The sequence below is a fragment of the Okeania sp. KiyG1 genome, assembly GCF_014132355.1.
In the GTDB taxonomy this organism is placed as follows: Bacteria; Cyanobacteriota; Cyanobacteriia; order Cyanobacteriales; family Microcoleaceae; genus Okeania.
Map to the genome: position 1 here is coordinate 13441 of NZ_BLZO01000071.1, position 16745 is coordinate 30185.

16 protein-coding genes and 2 pseudogenes are annotated in these 16745 nt (G+C 34.9%); 4 read left to right on the forward strand and 14 right to left on the reverse strand.

The window, feature by feature from the left end; genetic code table 11:
* Positions 1 to 262 precede the first annotated feature (262 nt).
* Both nblR and SAGCYANO_RS14985 read right to left on the reverse strand, forming a co-directional pair.
* Positions 263 to 958 (reverse strand): response regulator transcription factor NblR, encoded by a 696-nt coding sequence (nblR, locus tag SAGCYANO_RS14980; protein ID WP_202220904.1) that lies wholly within the window; start codon positions 956 to 958, stop codon positions 263 to 265.
* A 263-nt stretch (positions 959 to 1221) separates the two neighbouring features.
* Positions 1222 to 2139, reverse strand: a complete 918-nt coding sequence (locus SAGCYANO_RS14985) for an NAD(+) kinase (RefSeq protein ID WP_202220817.1) — start codon at positions 2137 to 2139, stop codon at positions 1222 to 1224.
* A 59-nt stretch (positions 2140 to 2198) separates the two neighbouring features.
* Between SAGCYANO_RS14985 and SAGCYANO_RS14990 the strand changes: the two genes are divergently transcribed.
* Entirely contained in the window at positions 2199 to 2906 is a 708-nt protein-coding gene (locus tag SAGCYANO_RS14990; protein ID WP_202220818.1) for a hypothetical protein, read from the forward strand.
* Positions 2907 to 3098: 192 nt separating this feature from the next.
* On the opposite strand, the gene SAGCYANO_RS14995 is transcribed toward SAGCYANO_RS14990, so the two are convergent.
* Both SAGCYANO_RS14995 and petM read right to left on the reverse strand, forming a co-directional pair.
* Positions 3099 to 4076, reverse strand: coding sequence for an SDR family oxidoreductase (locus tag SAGCYANO_RS14995; RefSeq protein WP_202220819.1), 978 nt, complete (start codon positions 4074 to 4076; stop codon positions 3099 to 3101).
* Between the two features lie 389 nt (positions 4077 to 4465).
* Complete coding sequence (gene petM / locus SAGCYANO_RS15000; protein ID WP_202220820.1) at positions 4466 to 4567, reverse strand: cytochrome b6-f complex subunit PetM; 102 nt, start codon at positions 4565 to 4567, stop codon at positions 4466 to 4468.
* Positions 4568 to 5148: 581 nt separating this feature from the next.
* Between petM and pdxA the strand changes: the two genes are divergently transcribed.
* Both pdxA and SAGCYANO_RS15010 read left to right on the forward strand, forming a co-directional pair.
* A complete protein-coding gene (gene pdxA / locus SAGCYANO_RS15005; RefSeq protein ID WP_202220821.1) occupies positions 5149 to 6219 on the forward strand; it encodes a 4-hydroxythreonine-4-phosphate dehydrogenase PdxA in 1071 nt (356 codons plus the stop codon).
* Positions 6220 to 6574: 355 nt separating this feature from the next.
* Complete coding sequence (locus tag SAGCYANO_RS15010; protein ID WP_202220822.1) at positions 6575 to 7342, forward strand: hypothetical protein; 768 nt, start codon at positions 6575 to 6577, stop codon at positions 7340 to 7342.
* Positions 7343 to 8459: 1117 nt separating this feature from the next.
* Here the strand turns inward: SAGCYANO_RS15010 and SAGCYANO_RS50345 are convergent.
* The 10 genes and pseudogenes from SAGCYANO_RS50345 to uvrB form a co-directional block, all read right to left on the reverse strand.
* Positions 8460 to 8573 (reverse strand): UvrB/UvrC motif-containing protein, encoded by a 114-nt coding sequence (locus SAGCYANO_RS50345; protein ID WP_202220905.1) that lies wholly within the window; start codon positions 8571 to 8573, stop codon positions 8460 to 8462.
* A gap of 28 nt (positions 8574 to 8601) precedes the next feature.
* The gene (locus SAGCYANO_RS15020; RefSeq protein ID WP_202220823.1) at positions 8602 to 9207 is read right to left on the reverse strand and encodes a hypothetical protein; all 606 of its coding nucleotides are present in this window, start codon (positions 9205 to 9207) and stop codon (positions 8602 to 8604) included.
* A gap of 18 nt (positions 9208 to 9225) precedes the next feature.
* Positions 9226 to 9495, reverse strand: coding sequence for a hypothetical protein (locus tag SAGCYANO_RS15025; RefSeq protein ID WP_202220824.1), 270 nt, complete (start codon positions 9493 to 9495; stop codon positions 9226 to 9228).
* A 326-nt stretch (positions 9496 to 9821) separates the two neighbouring features.
* On the reverse strand, positions 9822 to 10160 hold the full coding sequence (locus SAGCYANO_RS15030; protein WP_202220825.1) for a hypothetical protein: 339 nt from the start codon (positions 10158 to 10160) through the stop codon (positions 9822 to 9824).
* Between the two features lie 963 nt (positions 10161 to 11123).
* Entirely contained in the window at positions 11124 to 11459 is a 336-nt protein-coding gene (locus SAGCYANO_RS15035; RefSeq protein WP_237396184.1) for a hypothetical protein, read from the reverse strand.
* A 187-nt stretch (positions 11460 to 11646) separates the two neighbouring features.
* Positions 11647 to 11793: pseudogene (locus SAGCYANO_RS15040) on the reverse strand (UvrB/UvrC motif-containing protein); the annotation flags it as partial.
* 37 nt (positions 11794 to 11830) lie between these two features.
* Positions 11831 to 12319: a hypothetical protein gene (locus tag SAGCYANO_RS15045; RefSeq protein WP_202220827.1), complete on the reverse strand. Its 489-nt coding sequence runs from the start codon at positions 12317 to 12319 to the stop codon at positions 11831 to 11833.
* 259 nt (positions 12320 to 12578) lie between these two features.
* Positions 12579 to 12698: pseudogene (locus SAGCYANO_RS15050) on the reverse strand (UvrB/UvrC motif-containing protein); the annotation flags it as partial.
* Positions 12699 to 12735: 37 nt separating this feature from the next.
* A complete protein-coding gene (locus tag SAGCYANO_RS15055; protein ID WP_202220829.1) occupies positions 12736 to 13224 on the reverse strand; it encodes a hypothetical protein in 489 nt (162 codons plus the stop codon).
* Positions 13225 to 13483: 259 nt separating this feature from the next.
* On the reverse strand, positions 13484 to 15481 hold the full coding sequence (gene uvrB, locus SAGCYANO_RS15060; protein WP_305081044.1) for an excinuclease ABC subunit UvrB: 1998 nt from the start codon (positions 15479 to 15481) through the stop codon (positions 13484 to 13486).
* Between uvrB and SAGCYANO_RS15065 the strand changes: the two genes are divergently transcribed.
* Positions 15461 to 15745 (forward strand): hypothetical protein, encoded by a 285-nt coding sequence (locus tag SAGCYANO_RS15065; protein WP_202220830.1) that lies wholly within the window; start codon positions 15461 to 15463, stop codon positions 15743 to 15745. The two genes, uvrB and SAGCYANO_RS15065, sit on opposite strands and share 21 nt — an antisense overlap.
* The last annotated feature ends 1000 nt before the right edge of the window (positions 15746 to 16745 follow it).

The following is a 16745-nucleotide window of genomic DNA, read 5'->3' on the forward strand; positions in this document are numbered from 1 at the left end:
TTTTTTTGATACTTCACGAGACATCTCTAATAATAAAAAATCAAATCAATTATCGCACTCTTATTCATCAATTCTTTCCCCCTACTCTGTAAAGACGTGCCATAGAACGTCACTACTCACTCTTTTCTAGAGATGCCTATATAGATAGATTCCAAACAAAAAGGTTATATAAATCAGCTCTAATGTTAGTTTTAGCATTAAGAAACAACTAATGTAACTTTAATTAAAATAAATTTGCCAAGTTCAAATTTATTCCAAGACTCTAAGTTTCCCTCAAAACATACCCAATACCACGGACTGTTTGAATTAATCGCTTCTCACCTTCTCGTTCAATTTTCAGCCGTAGATATCTAATATATACCTCAATTACATTAGACTCACCCAAAAAATCATAACCCCAAACATTTTCCAAAATTTGTTCCCGACTCAATACTTCGCGAGGATGCTCCATTAAAAACCTTAATAACTCAAATTCCTTCATAGTCAACTCAATACTACGACCATGGCACAAGACCCGCCGAGTAGCCAACTCTAAAATTAAATTCCCAAATCTCAATTGGTCCTTTTCTGCTGTAGTGGGTTGTAAATAAAAACGGACTAATTTTAAGAATTCATCACTGCGATAAGGCTTAAGAAAATAGTCATCAGCTCCAGACTCCAGACAAGCAACTCGGTCATCAACTTGGTCACGAGCCATCAACAATAATATAGGCATATTATTACCCATTTCCCTCAGATGGCTACACAATGATAGTCCAGACTCACCAGCCAACATTCGGTCAATTACAATCAAAGCAGGTTTAAGTTCTATTGCCTTGTCAAGACCCGCAGTAGAGTTAGTAGCTACAACTGGATGATAGCCTGACTCTTCTAGATCCAAACTCACATATTGGGCGAGAATTTCATCAGTCTCTATTAGTAAGACTGAACGGTCTCGATCTATAGTTAAGGTAGTCATAGCCATAAGATTTTAGTTGTGAGATATTGGAGACTTTTAGGCAACAGCTCATCTGGCAACAGGGAATAAGGAAGAAACGAATACATAAGAATAAGATAACTGCTATATTCTATACTTTAAAGGAACACCTCAATTCTCACATCTGATTCGGTGATTCCTATATTTCTGTACAACATTTATTATACTAAGCTCCTCTCATATAATCCTGGCATATTGAAGTTAATCTAGCATTGAGAATTGTGAAAAATAACTACCAGGCTAATTTAAGGCAATTCCACAGAAGTTGGCTTGGCAATGTGCGGTAGTCCCCATCCCAATTTCTCGCGCAGAACATGGAAAAACTCCGGTGGCTTTAGTCTAATGAAACGCGCCTTATAATGCGATCGCTTCACTCGTACTCGGTCCTCTGGCAAGACATAACATCCTCCATTACCATCTACAATCATCATCATACGATCTGTACTAGCAGGGAAAACAGTTACTGGCTCAGTATCAGCAAAAACCAAAGCACGAGATGCTAGAGAATGGGGACAAATAGGCGAAAGCTCCAAAACGGGAACTCCCGGAGTCACAACAGGGCCACCTGCCGATAAAGAATAAGCAGTAGAACCAGTAGGAGTAGAAATAATAATACCGTCTGCCGCAATATCTATAGGAGCGTGCCGACCAATTTCGATTTCAAAATGGCACATACAGGTCATAGGTTCCCGATGTAAAACCATTTCATTTAAACAAAGGGCTTCCCATAATAATTCATTATCTCGGAACAGACGTACTTCTAGCATTGTCCGTTCTTCTACTTCATAGTTTCCGGCTAATACCTGTTCGATAGCTGGATATAACTGATTAACAAATGTCTCAGTTAAGAAACCCATGTGACCTGTATTGACGGCCAATAGTGGAATATGGCAAGGTGCTACTTGACGAAATGCAGATAAGACTGTACCATCCCCTCCTAAGACAACGGCAAATGTCATGTCTTTGGTAAAGCCAGAGGGAACTAATTGGTCTATAGAAGTATGACATAAGGGACGTTCTAGGCTGGGATAACCTAAAATTCCTCCCGATCCATTGTTGATGTGAATATCATAGCCATAAGTTGTCAGCTTGTCTTTTAACTCATTAGTTATGCGACAAGCTATTGGTTTGGCATCGTTATAAATAATTCCTATTTTTGACACTCTAAAAAATCTAGTTCAGGGTGGTCATACCGTTTCACGGAAGTCAAAAGTAGGGGCGAATGGCATTCGCCCGTACAAAAGGCGAATGGCATTCGCCCGTACAAAAAGGCGAATGGCATTCGCCCGTACAAAAGGCGAATGGCATTCGCCCGTACAAAAGGCGAATGGCATTCGCCCGTACAAAGGCGAATGGCATTCGCCCGTACAAAGGCGAATGGCATTCGCCCGTACAAAAGGCGAATGGCATTCGCCCGTACAAAAGGCGAATGGCATTCGCCCGTACAAAAGGCGAATGGCATTCGCCCGTACAAAGGCGAATGGCATTCGCCCGTACAAAGGCGAATGGCATTCGCCCGTACAAAGGCGAATGGCATTCGCCCGTACAAAAGGCGAATGGCATTCGCCCGTACAAAAGGCGAATGGCATTCGCCCGTACAAAAGGCGAATGGCATTCGCCCGTACAAAAGGCGAATGGCATTCGCCCGTACAAAGGCGAATGGCATTCGCCCGTACAAAGGCGAATGGCATTCGCCCGTACAAAAGGCGAATGGCATTCGCCCGTACAAAGGCGAATGGCATTCGCCCGTACAAAGGCGAATGGCATTCGCCCGTACAAAAGGCGAATGGCATTCGCCCGTACAAAGGCGAATGGCATTCGCCCGTACAAAGGCGAATGGCATTCGCCCGTACAAAAGGCGAATGGCATTCGCCCGTACAAAAGTCATGCATTAAGATTTTATGGACTAATAACTTTAAAGTTCCAGTAATTTCAGGCAATTATTTCACATATATAGCTTGTATAGTTTACAACTATTTTTTTTTGACCAAAAAATAAGGTCTCAAGGCTCTGGTTTTCCTAGGTCATGCTGCGCAAACAGCTAGAGGTACTGATAAGGCAGTTCCTCCGGAGGAGGCTAACTGATAACTGAGATGATAACCTTAAAAATTGGTATTAAACTTTAGAAAAAGAAAGGTTTATTCTTGGAGGTTGATTTTCCTAGTTTTGCTTGCTCGTACTCTATTTCCTTCAACTTTTTCATAATCCGACTATAGTATTCTTGCAGATAAGATTCTAGTGTGGTTATTTCTTCAGGATTAATGCCAAATACAGGATAAACATCGTCCATTGAAGCTGTTAAAGGCTGACTGTTGGCTAATACTTCTGCAAAAGCTAGTCTATCCGAGACATTCCAACCCCATTGAAATGACCTAGTAAGCTGACGAAATATACGCAATAAGTTAATATTTGTACGGGTTACTTTTGCTTTTTCTCCAGACAGTCTTTCACACATCCGAATAATTTCACTGGCATCCCAAGCACGGGGACCTACTACAGGAAAGCTTTGATTTTCTGTTTCGGGAAGTGAAATAGCACGGACAGCAAACTTGGCAATATCTTGAGTATCCATATATGCAATGGCTGTTCCTTGACCGGGAACCCAAACTGCTTGTTTGTCTAAAATTGGCACTGCATACTGACCAATTAATCCCTGTAAAAAACCACAGGGTTTTAAGATCGTGTATTTTAAGCCAGATTCAGCAATAAAAAGTTCTGTACATCGCTTAATTTCTAGGAGAGGGACTTGGGGGTATTTCTCTGCATTTAAAAAGGAGAAAAATATGAAACGTTCTACACCTTTAGCCACTAGAGCTTGAATTAGCGCTACTTTTCCTTCCCAGTCTACCTGTTTAATACTCAGAGAGTCTGTTGGTCTGGAAGTTGCAGCATCAATAACTGCATCAACTCCTTCCAAAGCTGGTAGTAGAGTTTTAGGCTTACAGAGATTTCCTCCTATTAGTTCAGCCCCCCACTCTTTCAAAAAAGATGCTCTACTGTAGCTTCTGATTAAGCAGCTTACTTCATAACCTTCGTTTAGGGCACAACGTACTATTTGTCTACCAAGAGTACCAGTAGCCCCGACGATTAATAGTTTCATAAACAGTTTTTTAATTATATTAAAGATTCTTTATCACTCTATCAAACTTCTCTCATTTTTTTACAAAACTTAATATTTTGAGTTAAATATATTTGAGTTTATATTTTTAATCTGTTAAATTTACCATAAAATTTATAAAAAGTAAATTCTTACGGTTTTTCATCATCGACGGTATGGGGCGCTTTTGTAGTCCCAAAGGAGGGTGCAGCTCTGGCGTGAAGTTTGCAGCGTAGGGTCAGACCAGACCCTGTACTCCCCACACAGACTACACTCCCCTATATTTTTAAATTAAATAAACAGATAAATAGATCCCAAATGGGTTCTATATGTCTTTTTATGTGGACTATTTGCGCTGACTGCTAGTAGCTGATAGCTGACAGCTAGTTAAATTATTCGCCTCCTTGTAATTTAAGTAATAGGAAACCTCCTGCTAAACCAATCAGAATTATAGAAAAAGACAAAATAGCTGCATTGAAAATCTCGCCACTCATATTCTTAAAATACTCCTAGTAATTTGTGATATATATTTTAAGACATTTTGACTTCTTCCCAAACTAAAGTCACATACCAAGCGTGAAAAAAGAATGCTACAAAAAGGTAGATATTGATCGGATATGCTTAAAAATAGCTACTCCAGTTCATTTAAGATAGTTATCCCTATCTTTTTTCCCTTTTTTTCAATATTTACCCCTTCTTCCTTCTTCCCTCTTCCTTCTTTCTTACTTCTACCATTTGTAACAAACATTGATCAAATTGGTAATACAGTAGTTTCCGCGCGTTATGAGCTACATATCTTCACGGCTTGAGGGAGTAGACTGTTTTTCATGCTAATTTTGATACTACAAATTGAAGTGCGGAATGTGGGTTAGAACAATCTTGGGACAATTCTTACTCCTACCTCTTCTAAATTCCCATTTCTCCTGACTTCCTCCCAGGAGGGGAGGGGAGAGGCGAGGGGTGGGTTGTCTCCTGACTCCTACCCCTACTAAAAGACTTTTTCAGCAAACCCTAATTATTAATTATTCATTATTAATTATTCATTATTCGGTAAGTATTCTTCAATGCAATAAATATGAAAATACCAGGAACAGAAATAGAAAATACAAATCCTCGTTTAGCAGTGACAGTTGGAGACCCTGGGGGTATTGGACCAGAAATAATTCTTAAGGCTTTAGCAGACCCGACTGTTACAGAAAATTGTGACTTGACAATTATAGGCAGTCATCGAATTTTGCAACAAACCTACCAAAAACTATCTCAATTGTCGAAAAAAACTCAATCGCCAGAATTACTTGTCAACTGGGAAAATTTAAAAATTTTAGATGTAGAGTTTAATGGAAAATTAGAAAATATCTTTCTCGGCAAAGGTAATGCTGTGAGTGGGGAAGCTAGCTTTTGTTTCATGGAAACAGCTATTGCTCAGACTTTAGCTGGAAAATTTCAAGGTATTGTCACTGCTCCTATTTCCAAAACTTGCTGGCAGATGGCTGGTCATAAATACCCTGGTCAAACTGAACTTTTAGCAGAAAAAGCAGGGGTAAAAAAATTTGGGATGCTATTTTTTGCGCGATCGCCCCACAGTAATTTTGTACTCCGCTCCCTTTTAGCGACCACACATATACCATTATGTCAAGTACCAAAAGCTTTGACGCCAGAGTTGCTGAGTTGGAAATTAGAATTGCTTATAGAAAGTTTACAAAAAGATTTTGGGATTTCTCGGCCAAAAATTGCTGTTGCTGGTTTAAATCCTCACAGTGGAGAAAATGGACAATTAGGAACAGAAGAACAAGATTGGCTCATCCCTTGGTTGGACAAACAACGCGATCGCCGACCGGACATACAGTTAGATGGGCCAGTACCACCGGATACGATGTGGGTCAAACCAGGTCAAGCTTGGCTAGGTTTACCAGCTCAAACTTATGATGCTTATTTAGCGTTATATCATGACCAGGGCTTAATTCCAGTCAAGCTAATGGCTTTTGATTTAGCAGTGAATACTACCATTGGTTTACCATTTGTTCGTACTTCTCCTGACCATGGTACAGCTTTTGATATTGCGGGTCAGGGTATTGCTGATGGGACGAGTATGAAGGCAGCAATAAAGTTAGCTAAAGAATTGATATTACAGAGAAGTTATTCATAGAATTGTTTCTGCAATAGTTGACTTAGGGAATCTACAATCTAAAATATACAAATAAGAGGTACAAAAAGCTGACAAATTTGATTGTCAAGCAAATATACCTACTAATACCATTTTAGTTGGCTCTCATATGATGTTCAACTCTATGGAGTGAAATGTAAATGTGGCTCGCGCTTACTGTTAAGGTTAAATGATTGGCTTTTACCCATATTTTTAATTCTATAAAGCTGAATGCTGACAAAATTATTACTCTTAAATAAGCCTATTAAGCAATGAGTTAAAAAATAATAAAATGGTAAAAAATCAAAATTTATTGTAGACAAATTTGAAAAGTATATCCTTTACTATCCAGGGAAAAATGGATTATGAAACTTTAGGAAAAGCAGGAGGAATTAGCACAACTCCTGGTACACCCCAATGGGCACTTGCTATTAAGTTAAAACTACAATCTGTTCTGAAAAAAGATGTAGTTGCTCATGGGGAACAATTAAAAGCATGGCGTGAATTAATGAAACAGCCAGCAGCTTATCAACAATTACTTGATGAGCAAGGAAAACCATTTAATAGCTATGAAGAATTATGTCGTGCTCAACCACCTTATGGATTAGGTTGTGAAGCTGGAGAAATTGAAGAGTTAATTAGTAGATTAGAATCAACTGAAACAAAAACAGTCGAACTGCCGGAAGACCCATTAAAAGATTTAGGAAATCCATCAAATTATTTTCATAAATTCTCTAAACTTGTAGAAGCTTGCCCAGATAATCAAGCTTTAAATGCACCTAAAATCGGGCAGATTTTAGATTATGCTCATAGCACTGCTCAATTATGGAGAAAAAGATGGGAACATTTAGGATGGTTAGAACAATCAAAAAGTAGTGGGAGAGGTTTTTACCAAATTACTGAATCAGGAAAAAATGCAGTTAAAAATTGGTTAGAGCAACAGCCAGAAGGTAAATTGAATGAAGAACTATGGGTAGTAGTTCCTAAAAATCCTCAAAAGGCAGCAGAAAAATTAATTAGGTCGTTTAAAGATGAAGATTTAAGAGAGATTTACAAACTAATTGGAGAGTCTTTTAGTCAAGAATTAACTGTATTTCATTCAGATTTAGATTCAGATATGGAATAAAATTTAGTGTTTGGTTATTACCGAATAATTAAGGTTGAAACCCTTTTCTTTAAAGGAGAAATAAGAAAAAATTTTCCTTTAAGTCAATCCTCTTCTTTTCAAGGAGAGGTAATAATTAGGGCTTACTGAAAAAGTCTTTTAGTAGGGTTAGGAGTCAGAATTCAGAATTCAGAATTCAGGAGAAATGGGAATTATAGAAGAGGTAGGAGTAATAATTGTCCCAAGATTGTTCTACTATAGTCAGCCCAAAATACTAGCTTTTTGCAGCTCTTTGTACCGAAAAGCTGGCACTTTTTTGAACCCCAAAAAGGCTAATACCATTTCTCAAAAACTTTTCTACATTTTGTTGAGCAGGGGAGTAGGGGAGTAGGGGAGTAGGGGAGTGGGGGAGAAGCAAAAATAAGAATAATTAACATTAACTTAGCTGAAATTAGCATGCAAAGTGTTTTGCTTGTACTGATTAGTTGACAACTGAAGTACTGCCCAAGTATAGCAATAATGCATGGGAATTGGTATAATACCTTATATTTATCAATACTTTGAAAATTAATCAGCAAACCCTAATTAATTATTAATTATTAATTGTTGAACAGATGACCGAATCTATAAATGTCAGGGTTTAACAGCATAAATTAATAGTTTAAACTTTTTATCCTTCAAGGTAATTTAATGCTCAAAAACAACGTTTTTTTTTGAGGAGATTATTAATGTTAAAAGTAGTCCTGAGCTGTAAGGAATAAGTATATTATTGAATAAATGAAAATAGGAGTTTTTTATCTGAGTCAGTTTCAATAAGAAAATAGGTACAAGGATTACTTTTAACTGGGTCATTCTGAGTGATTTGAGTGAAAATTTAAGAGAATTTTGTCAAGATTATTCAGGAAAAGTTTGAGAAATGCATGAAAGGTATTTTTCAGAAGCAGAAAAGCAAAAATTTGAAGGTGATGCTCGTGAATGAGTCAAAGCAGAATGTCAAAAAAGGTGGGGAAAATATTTCAAGTAAAAAGCATGCATATTATCAAAAGTTGAAACTACAAAAGTAACTCCAGGTAAAAAAACAGGAAAAAATACGCCATCGCATTTCCGATCTATAATTATTTTGTTTTTTTGATAAATTTCAAGAATGACCCACTAATTTATCCCGTAAATATTTAAGTAAATATTTAATCCGATCGCGCAATTTAGCTGTCTCCTCAAATTCCAATTTGTTCGCTGCTTTTTTAAGAATTATTTACTAGAGACTTAATAAATTTATAGATTCAAGATTTTTTTCTATCTATTCGGAAAAAATCAGTCAATAAACCGATTATACTTTGCAGCTCTATTGGGAGTTGTGAAGGTGTTGTAACAACTTGAGAATAAGCATGAAACTCAAATAAGCTAGCATTTTTAAACAAGGAATTCATATTAGTAGTTTTAGCAAAATAATCTGACAAAATTTCAACAGCTCTATCCTTAGTTTGTTTATCAACTTCTCTTTTAAGGGTTGTAGCAATACTTTTATTTACTATTACTGAAGATGCTAATTTAATAGCAGCATTAGTTATGCTTTCTGTACGTTCTTTACCTCTCTCTCCATAATTAAATCCATTCTGTAAAATTTCAATTCTAGTTTTTACATCAACAGAAATAAATCCTTTAATAACAAAGTCAGTACAAATTAGTAAAAAGGTTGTATTGATATATAAAAGCCTTAGAAGACTGATATTATTATCTGCTTTTGTCATAGTTTGTTCTAGAAAAAACTTTATTTCTTGGAGATATTCATTACAACCATTAAAGTTCATATCGCTCAAAAGCCTACCTTTTGACATCTGATATCTTCTTTTATAATCATCTTCTTTTTTTTCAACATTTTGAGTCAATATATCTGAAATAAAATTTTATTCTGTAATTCTATTTGAGTTAACTCTTCGAGAAATTATTTGTTTTAACACATCACCAGTTATCACAATAATATTATTTGCCAAACCAAATTTATGAGCTTCATCTTTTGTGGATGCTGTAGCAACAATAGCTCTTTCTAATTTTAAAGTAGTCTGTAAACCCTTAGCCCAAATTATTCTTTTAAATGCTCTAGGATTCTTTTTGTTTTTAATGTCAACATTAGTCCGTTTTCTAGAAAAAGCTGAAGCTTTACTATATAACCACAAATCAACATCTGTAATGTCAATTTGATTATACGCAAATGGAAGTGAACGAACTACAAAATAACCTTGCTCAATAAAATAGTTCCTAAGTGCTTCTTCTGCTGTTTCACCGTAAGCATTCAGCCGTCAGCTAACAGCTATCAGCTATGAGTTATTAGCTCATTATCAGCTCAAAAGAGGAATTAGTCTTCGAGGAGAATTAAAACTTATAAAAAAAATGTCTTCAGCTAACCTTAGTAATTTCTTGAATATGTTCAAAAGCTGATAGCTGAATGCTAATAGCTGAATGCCTACGTTTCACCTTTGCCAAGTTCTTGCTTGATAATCAACTATTTACCACTTCTCAACACATCTAATAATTCTGCAATATTTTTTCCCGTTTGTGAGTTTTGTGACTTTCTTTCGTAAGTTCTATTTTGCTCAGGAGCTATATAGTTTGTTATTGAAGCACTAGGAATTGAAATAAGTGCTTCAGTGCTAATATCACCATCATTAATTACTTTTAAAGCTAATTCTCCAACATCTTTTTTCAAAAGTTTCATATTGTACATATTTGAATCTTTTAGAGAGACTTTAACCTGAATTACACCACGAAGTTCTAACACTTTATAGTCGTTTCCAATAGCTGTTGCTGGACCAACCCATTCTCCATCAATTAGCTTTTCCATAAGTCTCTGAATCATTGTAATTTTGTAAGCATTCAGCGGTCAGCTATCAGCTATCAGCTATGAGTTATTAGCTCATTATCGCACCTAAGTCTCTAAGGAGTGAAATATATTTGCTTCTGCATTCCGCGCAAAAGAAAAAGGTTATCAGATAACCTTAGTAAGTCCTGTACGTTTAAAAGCTGATAACGCAGTTCCTCTGTAAGAGGCTAACTGAATGCTAATAGCTGAATGCTTACGTAATTTTTCCTCTATAAGAATGACTTTTCGTCATGCCAAATGTTAAAGATGTTACAAATAATTTAGCTAAATCAAATGCGTCTTCAACAGCAGAGTTACCAAACTTTGAAAATGCTGATAGTTTGGTTACAAATTTGTGTCTACCTAGTTCATTGGTCACAGTATTGACATCATATATACCTATAGAATTTAATTTCCTAAATAGTTTCTCTTCAATAATTTATTGTGCGATATCTAAAGGCAAACAGCTTTGATATTTCAGAAGTTCATCTAGTTCCTTCATTCTCCTCGTTTCTGATTCAGATAAATAAGAACAGACGGCATTAATTTTCCTTATATAGCAATCAGGAATCAGATGTGAGAATTGAGGTGTTTTTTTTAAAGCATAGAATATAGCAGTTTTTTTATTCTTATGTATTCGTTTCTTCCCTCCATACCTATTCCCTCCATACCTAGAACAAAAGTCTCCAATATCTCACAACTCAAATCATATTGCTATATCATCATGCCTAAGTAAATTACCATTAAATAAAATTTTTCTAGAATCATCTACACTAGCTGCATCTATAAATCCAATTTCTTCTGAACCAATTAGCAAATCATCAGTTTTTTTATTAGATATTTTGTAAGTGTCACTTATATATTCTTTTGCTTTTTATACCCCTGTGGTAATTCAGAAATTTTTTCTGATATATCTATAACAGCAATTTCAGTATTATCTGGATTTTAATCATAAAAAATCGATGTTGTATGTTCCAATGTAGCAGAAGTAGTCAGTCCTAGAATATGAATTTCAGTAGAGCTGGAGCTGATTAATTTTTGCTTTTCAAGTTTATCTAATATAACTGGCAGCTCCATTTTTAAGCTAATATGAGCTGCCTTAGCTAAGGTGTTTAACCTCTCCTTAGATATAGACTTTTCTTCAGAAGCAGCCAAACTAGATAGTAATAAACCACACTTTCCCGCAAGATTAATAGTCTCATAATCATTGGCAGCATATTTCATATCTTGGAGTTTATCAGTATGATGAATAATCCAAGCACCTTGAGTTCTTTCATCCATTTCCATACTTTTATCAATGATTTAGTTTTAAGATTAACTCTATCCTAAGATAGCCTTATTTAATTTAGCCACTTCTATATAAGCATTTGTGAGATTCAATCTTTAACATTACTCGTTTTCGACATAATTTTCACCTGACAATAATAATAAGTCTGACAAAATTATTCAAATAACTAATACCTAAAACTTACTCCCTATTACCCACTAATTTATCCCGTAAATATTTAATTCTATCCCGCAATTTAGCCGCCTCTTCAAACTCTAAATTTTTCGCCGCTTCCTTCATCTGAGTTTCTAACTTTTTAATCAACTCTGGAACATCATCCAAAGATAATTAATCTACCTGTTTGTCAAATAATAATTAAAGTATTTTATTCCTGAATAATATCTGATACTTCTTTTTGATAATCGTTATAGTGTTTCACTTTTGTATAAATCTTAAGTGCATTTGTCGTCCAATTTACAATAACGAGTGAACCCAAAATTACAAATATTTTTGATAGAGAATTTGCTGACATACTAGCAGGAAAAAGAGAATCAATAACAGTAATATATAAAATTATTACAACAGCTAAACTTATAGTCTCTAAGATATTAGCTAAAAGATACTCAACCAGCATCATTCTATTTTCATAATATTGTTTAACCTTTTGATACTCTTGCTTGATTTTTATAATTCTCTTTTGTTTTAATTGAGAATTGCGAGATGAAAGAAATTTCTCAATTTGGGAATTGCGAGATGAGAGAAATTTATCAATTTTGGGAGTTAACAAATTGGCAAGTATGGCAAATGGAACAGAAAGAAATAATCCCAGAAAAAATTTATAGTCAGTTAAAATATCAGTAAGAGTTTTTAACATGAAAGTTCTCCATTAAAAACTGAACATTAGACAACAAGTAAGACAATAATTTTCTTTTCAGAAAAGACTTACAGCGAATTCCACCTTGGTCAGGTAAACCCGCGCGAGCAAGGTGCTCGCACTGGGAACATTCAATTATTAATATGTGTACTTTATATACTTGGAATCTGCTGTAAATATCTGACTAACCTGACAATTACCATATTACTAATCTTCTGTTCTTAATTTAGAATTGTTCTAGTACAGAAATCTATTTCACCTAACGACCAACTAATCTATCCCGCAATTTAGCCGCCTCTTCAAACTCTAAATTTTTCGCCGCTTCCTTCATCTGAGTTTCTAACTTTTTAATCAACTCTGGAACATCATCCAAAGATAATTAATCTACCTGTTTGTCAAATAATAATTAAAGTATTTTATTCCTGAATAATATCTGATACTTCTTTTTGATAATCGTTATAGTGTTTCACTTTTGTATAAATCTTAAGTGCATTTGTCGTCCAATTTACAATAACGAGTGAACCCAAAATTACAAATATTTTTGATAGAGAATTTGCTGACATACTAGCAGGAAAAAGAGAATCAATAACAGTAACATATAAAATTATTACAACAGCTAAACTTATAGTCTCTAAGATATTAGCTAAAAGATACTCAACCAGCATCATTCTATTTTCATAATATTGTTTAACCTTTTGATACTCTTGCTTGATTTTTATAATTCTCTTTTGTTTTAATTGAGAATTGCGAGATGAAAGAAATTTCTCAATTTGGGAATTGCGAGATGAGAGAAATTTATCAATTTTGGGAGTTAACAAATTGGCAAGTATGGCAAATGGAACAGAAAGAAATAATTCCAGAAAAAATTTATAGTCAGTTAAAATATCAGTAAGAGTTTTTAACATGAAAGTTCTCCATTAAAAACTGAACATTAGACAACAAGTAAGACAATAATTTTCTTTTCAGAAAAGACTTACAGCGAATTCCACCTTGGTCAGGTAAACCCGCGCGAGCAAGATGCTCGCACTGGGAACATTCAATTATTAATATGTGTACTTTATATACTTGGAATCTGCTGTAAATATCTGACTAACCTGACAATTACCATATTACTAATCTTCTGTTCTTAATTTAGAATTGTTCTAGTACAGAAATCTATTTCACCTAACGACCAACTAATTTATCCCGTAAATATTTAATTCTATCCCGCAATTTAGCCGCCTCTTCAAACTCTAAATTTTTTGCCGCTTCCTTCATCTGACTTTCTAACTTTTTAATCAACTCTGGAACATCATCCAAAGACAACTCATCCACCTGTTCATAAACCTCTTCCAACTGTTGAGAATTTAAACGCCGCGACACATCCAAAAACGCCAAAATTGCATTACTTTGTTTCTTAACAATAGGCTTCGGTGTAATATTATTCATCTTATTATATGCCAACTGAATACCTCGCCTTCTTTCCGTTTCATCTATGGCTTTAATCATACTATCCGTCAAATTATCAGCATATAAAATAGCCTGACCCCGGACGTGACGCGCCGCCCTACCAATAGTCTGAATTAAAGAACGTTCCGCCCGTAAAAATCCCTCCTTATCCGCATCTAAAATAGCTACTAAAGAAACCTCCGGCAAATCCAAACCTTCCCGTAATAAATTAACCCCAATTAAAACATCAAACTCTCCCTCTCTCAGCCCCTGTAAAATCTCAATTCTCTGAATAGAATTAATCTCCGAATGCAAATAACGAACCCTCACATTTTGCTCCTGCAAATATTCAGTCAAATCTTCAGCCATTCGCTTAGTTAAAGTCGTAATTAAAACCCTCTCTTCCAGCTTAACCCTTTCCCTAATTTCACCCAATAAATCATCAACCTGACCCTCAGTCGGACGCACAAAAATTTCCGGGTCAACAACACCAGTCGGACGAATAATTTGCTCAACAATTCTATCCTCAGACTTTTCTATTTCCCAATTTCCAGGAGTAGCAGAAACCAAAATACATTGATTAACCTTTTGCCAAAATTCCTCTGATTTTAAAGGTCGATTATCCGCAGCACTAGGCAAACGAAATCCATGCTCAATTAAAACTCTTTTCCTAGCTTGGTCGCCATTATACATTCCGCGAATTTGTGGAACAGTCACATGAGATTCATCAATAATTAATAACCAATCTTCCGGAAAATAATCAATCAAACATTCCGGCGGTTCTCCTGCTTTTCTACCTGCTAAATGCCGAGAATAATTTTCCACCCCATTACAATATCCCACCTCCCGCAGCATTTCCAAATCATATCTACAACGCTGTTCCAAACGTTGAGCTTCTAACAACTTTCCTGCCTTTTCTAACTCCTCTAATTGCTCATCTAATTCTGCTTCAATATCATTACAAGCTGCTTCTAACCTTTCTTCAGGAGTAACAAAGTGACGCGCCGGATAAACATTTAAAGACTCTAAACTTTGGATAATCTTTCCAGTTACAGGGTCAACATAACGAATAGCATCTATTTCATCCCCAAAAAATTCTACCCGAATAACTCTATCCTCATAAGCAGGTCCGATTTCCAAAACATCACCCTTAACTCTAAACTTTCCTCGACCTAAATCTAAATCATTTCTGCTGTATTGAACTGTCGCTAAATCTCTCAAAATTTGTCGTTGATTAATTTCTTCTCCCACTTGCAAAGAAATAGCAGCTTTTAAATATTCAGCAGGCATTCCCAAACCATAAATACAACTAATAGAAGCAACAACAATCACATCTCGACGTTCAAAAAGAGACCGAGTTGCTGAGTGACGCAACATATCAATTTCATCATTAATAGAAGCAGTTTTTTCTATATATGTATCCGTCACCGGAATATAAGCTTCCGGTTGATAATAATCGTAATAACTAACAAAATACTCAACCGCATTATTAGGAAAAAAATCCCTTAACTCATTACACAATTGAGCAGCCAATGTTTTATTATGAGCCAAAACTAACGTCGGTCTGCCAACATTTTCAATTACAGAAGCTATAGAAAAAGTCTTACCCGTACCAGTAGCTCCTAGTAATGTTTGAAAATTATGTCCGGTTTGAATATTAGAAGTTAATTGAGCGATCGCTCCTGGTTGGTCACCAGTAGGTTGAAAGGGAGCTTGCAAACAAAAATTTCCCATAATAATTTTAGTAGTATTTATGTTATTGCAGAAGGAAGAAGGAAGAAGAAAGAAGAAAGAAGGAAGAAAGAAGGAAAAATCTTACTTTGTCTGAGTTTTAAGCTGTCGATCTGTCCTAATCTTTTCTTCGACAGCTTTCATTTTCAATTGTATATTTTAATTTCAAAGTTAGGATTAATACCACTATATTCAGCCAACTTATCCAACCCTCAAAAACTCGGTAAAAATCGCAGTGCATTTTTGATTGACAACTATATTTTATAATAGAATCTCCATCAAAGAGGGAGTAGGAGGAAAAATTGATAATTTATGTACAATAATTAATTTTATTTTTGATTATTGGAGATATCTGTTGTATATTTTAATTTCAAAGTTAGGATTAATACCACTATATTCAGCCAACTTATCCAACCCTCAAAAAACTCGGTAAAAATCGCAGTGCATTTTTGATTGACAACTATATTTTATAATAGAATCTCCACAAAAGAGAGAGTAGGAGAAATAATTGATAATTTATGTACAATAATTAATTTTATTTTTGATTATTGGAGATATCTGTTGTATATTTTAATTTCAAAGTTAGGATTAATACCACTATATTCAGCCAACTTATCCAACCCTCAAAAACTCGGTAAAAATCGCAGTGCATTTTTGATTGACAACTATATTTTATAATAGAATCTCCACAAAAGAGAGAGTAGGAGAAATAATTGATAATTTATGTACAATAATTAATTTTATTTTTGATTATTGGAGATATCTGTTGTATATTTTAATTTCAAAGTTAGGATTAATACCACTATATTCAGCCAACTTATCCAACCCTCAAAAAACTCGGTAAAAATCGCAATTTTATAATAGAATCTCCATCAAAGAGTGAGTAGGAGGAAAAATTGATAATTTATGTACAATAATTAATTTTATTTTTGATTATTGGAGATATCTGTTGTATATTTTAATTTCAAAGTTAGGATTAATACCACTATATTCAGCCAACTTATCCAACCCTCAAAAAACTCGGTAAAAATCGCAGTGCATTTTTGATTGACAACTATATTTTATAATAGAATCTCCACAAAAGAGAGAGTAGGAGGAAAAATTGATAATTTATGTACAATAATTAATTTTATTTTTGATTATTGGAGATATCTGTTGTATATTTTAATTTCAAAGTTAGGATTAATACCACTATATTCAGCCAACTTATCCAACCCTCAAAAAACTCGGTAAAAATCGCAGTGCATTTTTGATTGACAACTATATT

Excerpts from the sequence above, each read along its gene's own strand:
- pdxA (WP_202220821.1), top strand. The coding sequence starts at position 5,149 with ATGAAAATACCAGGAACAGAAATAGAAAATACAAATCCTCGTTTAGCA.
- petM (WP_202220820.1), bottom strand. The coding sequence starts at position 4,567 with ATGAGTGGCGAGATTTTCAATGCAGCTATTTTGTCTTTTTCTATAATT.
- SAGCYANO_RS15035 (WP_237396184.1), bottom strand. The coding sequence starts at position 11,459 with ATGGATGAAAGAACTCAAGGTGCTTGGATTATTCATCATACTGATAAA.
- SAGCYANO_RS15010 (WP_202220822.1), top strand. The coding sequence starts at position 6,575 with ATGGATTATGAAACTTTAGGAAAAGCAGGAGGAATTAGCACAACTCCT.
- SAGCYANO_RS14990 (WP_202220818.1), top strand. The coding sequence starts at position 2,199 with ATGGCATTCGCCCGTACAAAAGGCGAATGGCATTCGCCCGTACAAAAA.
- nblR (WP_202220904.1), bottom strand. The coding sequence starts at position 958 with ATGACTACCTTAACTATAGATCGAGACCGTTCAGTCTTACTAATAGAG.
- SAGCYANO_RS15055 (WP_202220829.1), bottom strand. The coding sequence starts at position 13,224 with ATGTTAAAAACTCTTACTGATATTTTAACTGACTATAAATTTTTTCTG.
- SAGCYANO_RS15030 (WP_202220825.1), bottom strand. The coding sequence starts at position 10,160 with ATGGAAAAGCTAATTGATGGAGAATGGGTTGGTCCAGCAACAGCTATT.
- uvrB (WP_305081044.1), bottom strand. The coding sequence starts at position 15,481 with ATGGGAAATTTTTGTTTGCAAGCTCCCTTTCAACCTACTGGTGACCAA.
- SAGCYANO_RS15045 (WP_202220827.1), bottom strand. The coding sequence starts at position 12,319 with ATGTTAAAAACTCTTACTGATATTTTAACTGACTATAAATTTTTTCTG.
- SAGCYANO_RS14995 (WP_202220819.1), bottom strand. The coding sequence starts at position 4,076 with ATGAAACTATTAATCGTCGGGGCTACTGGTACTCTTGGTAGACAAATA.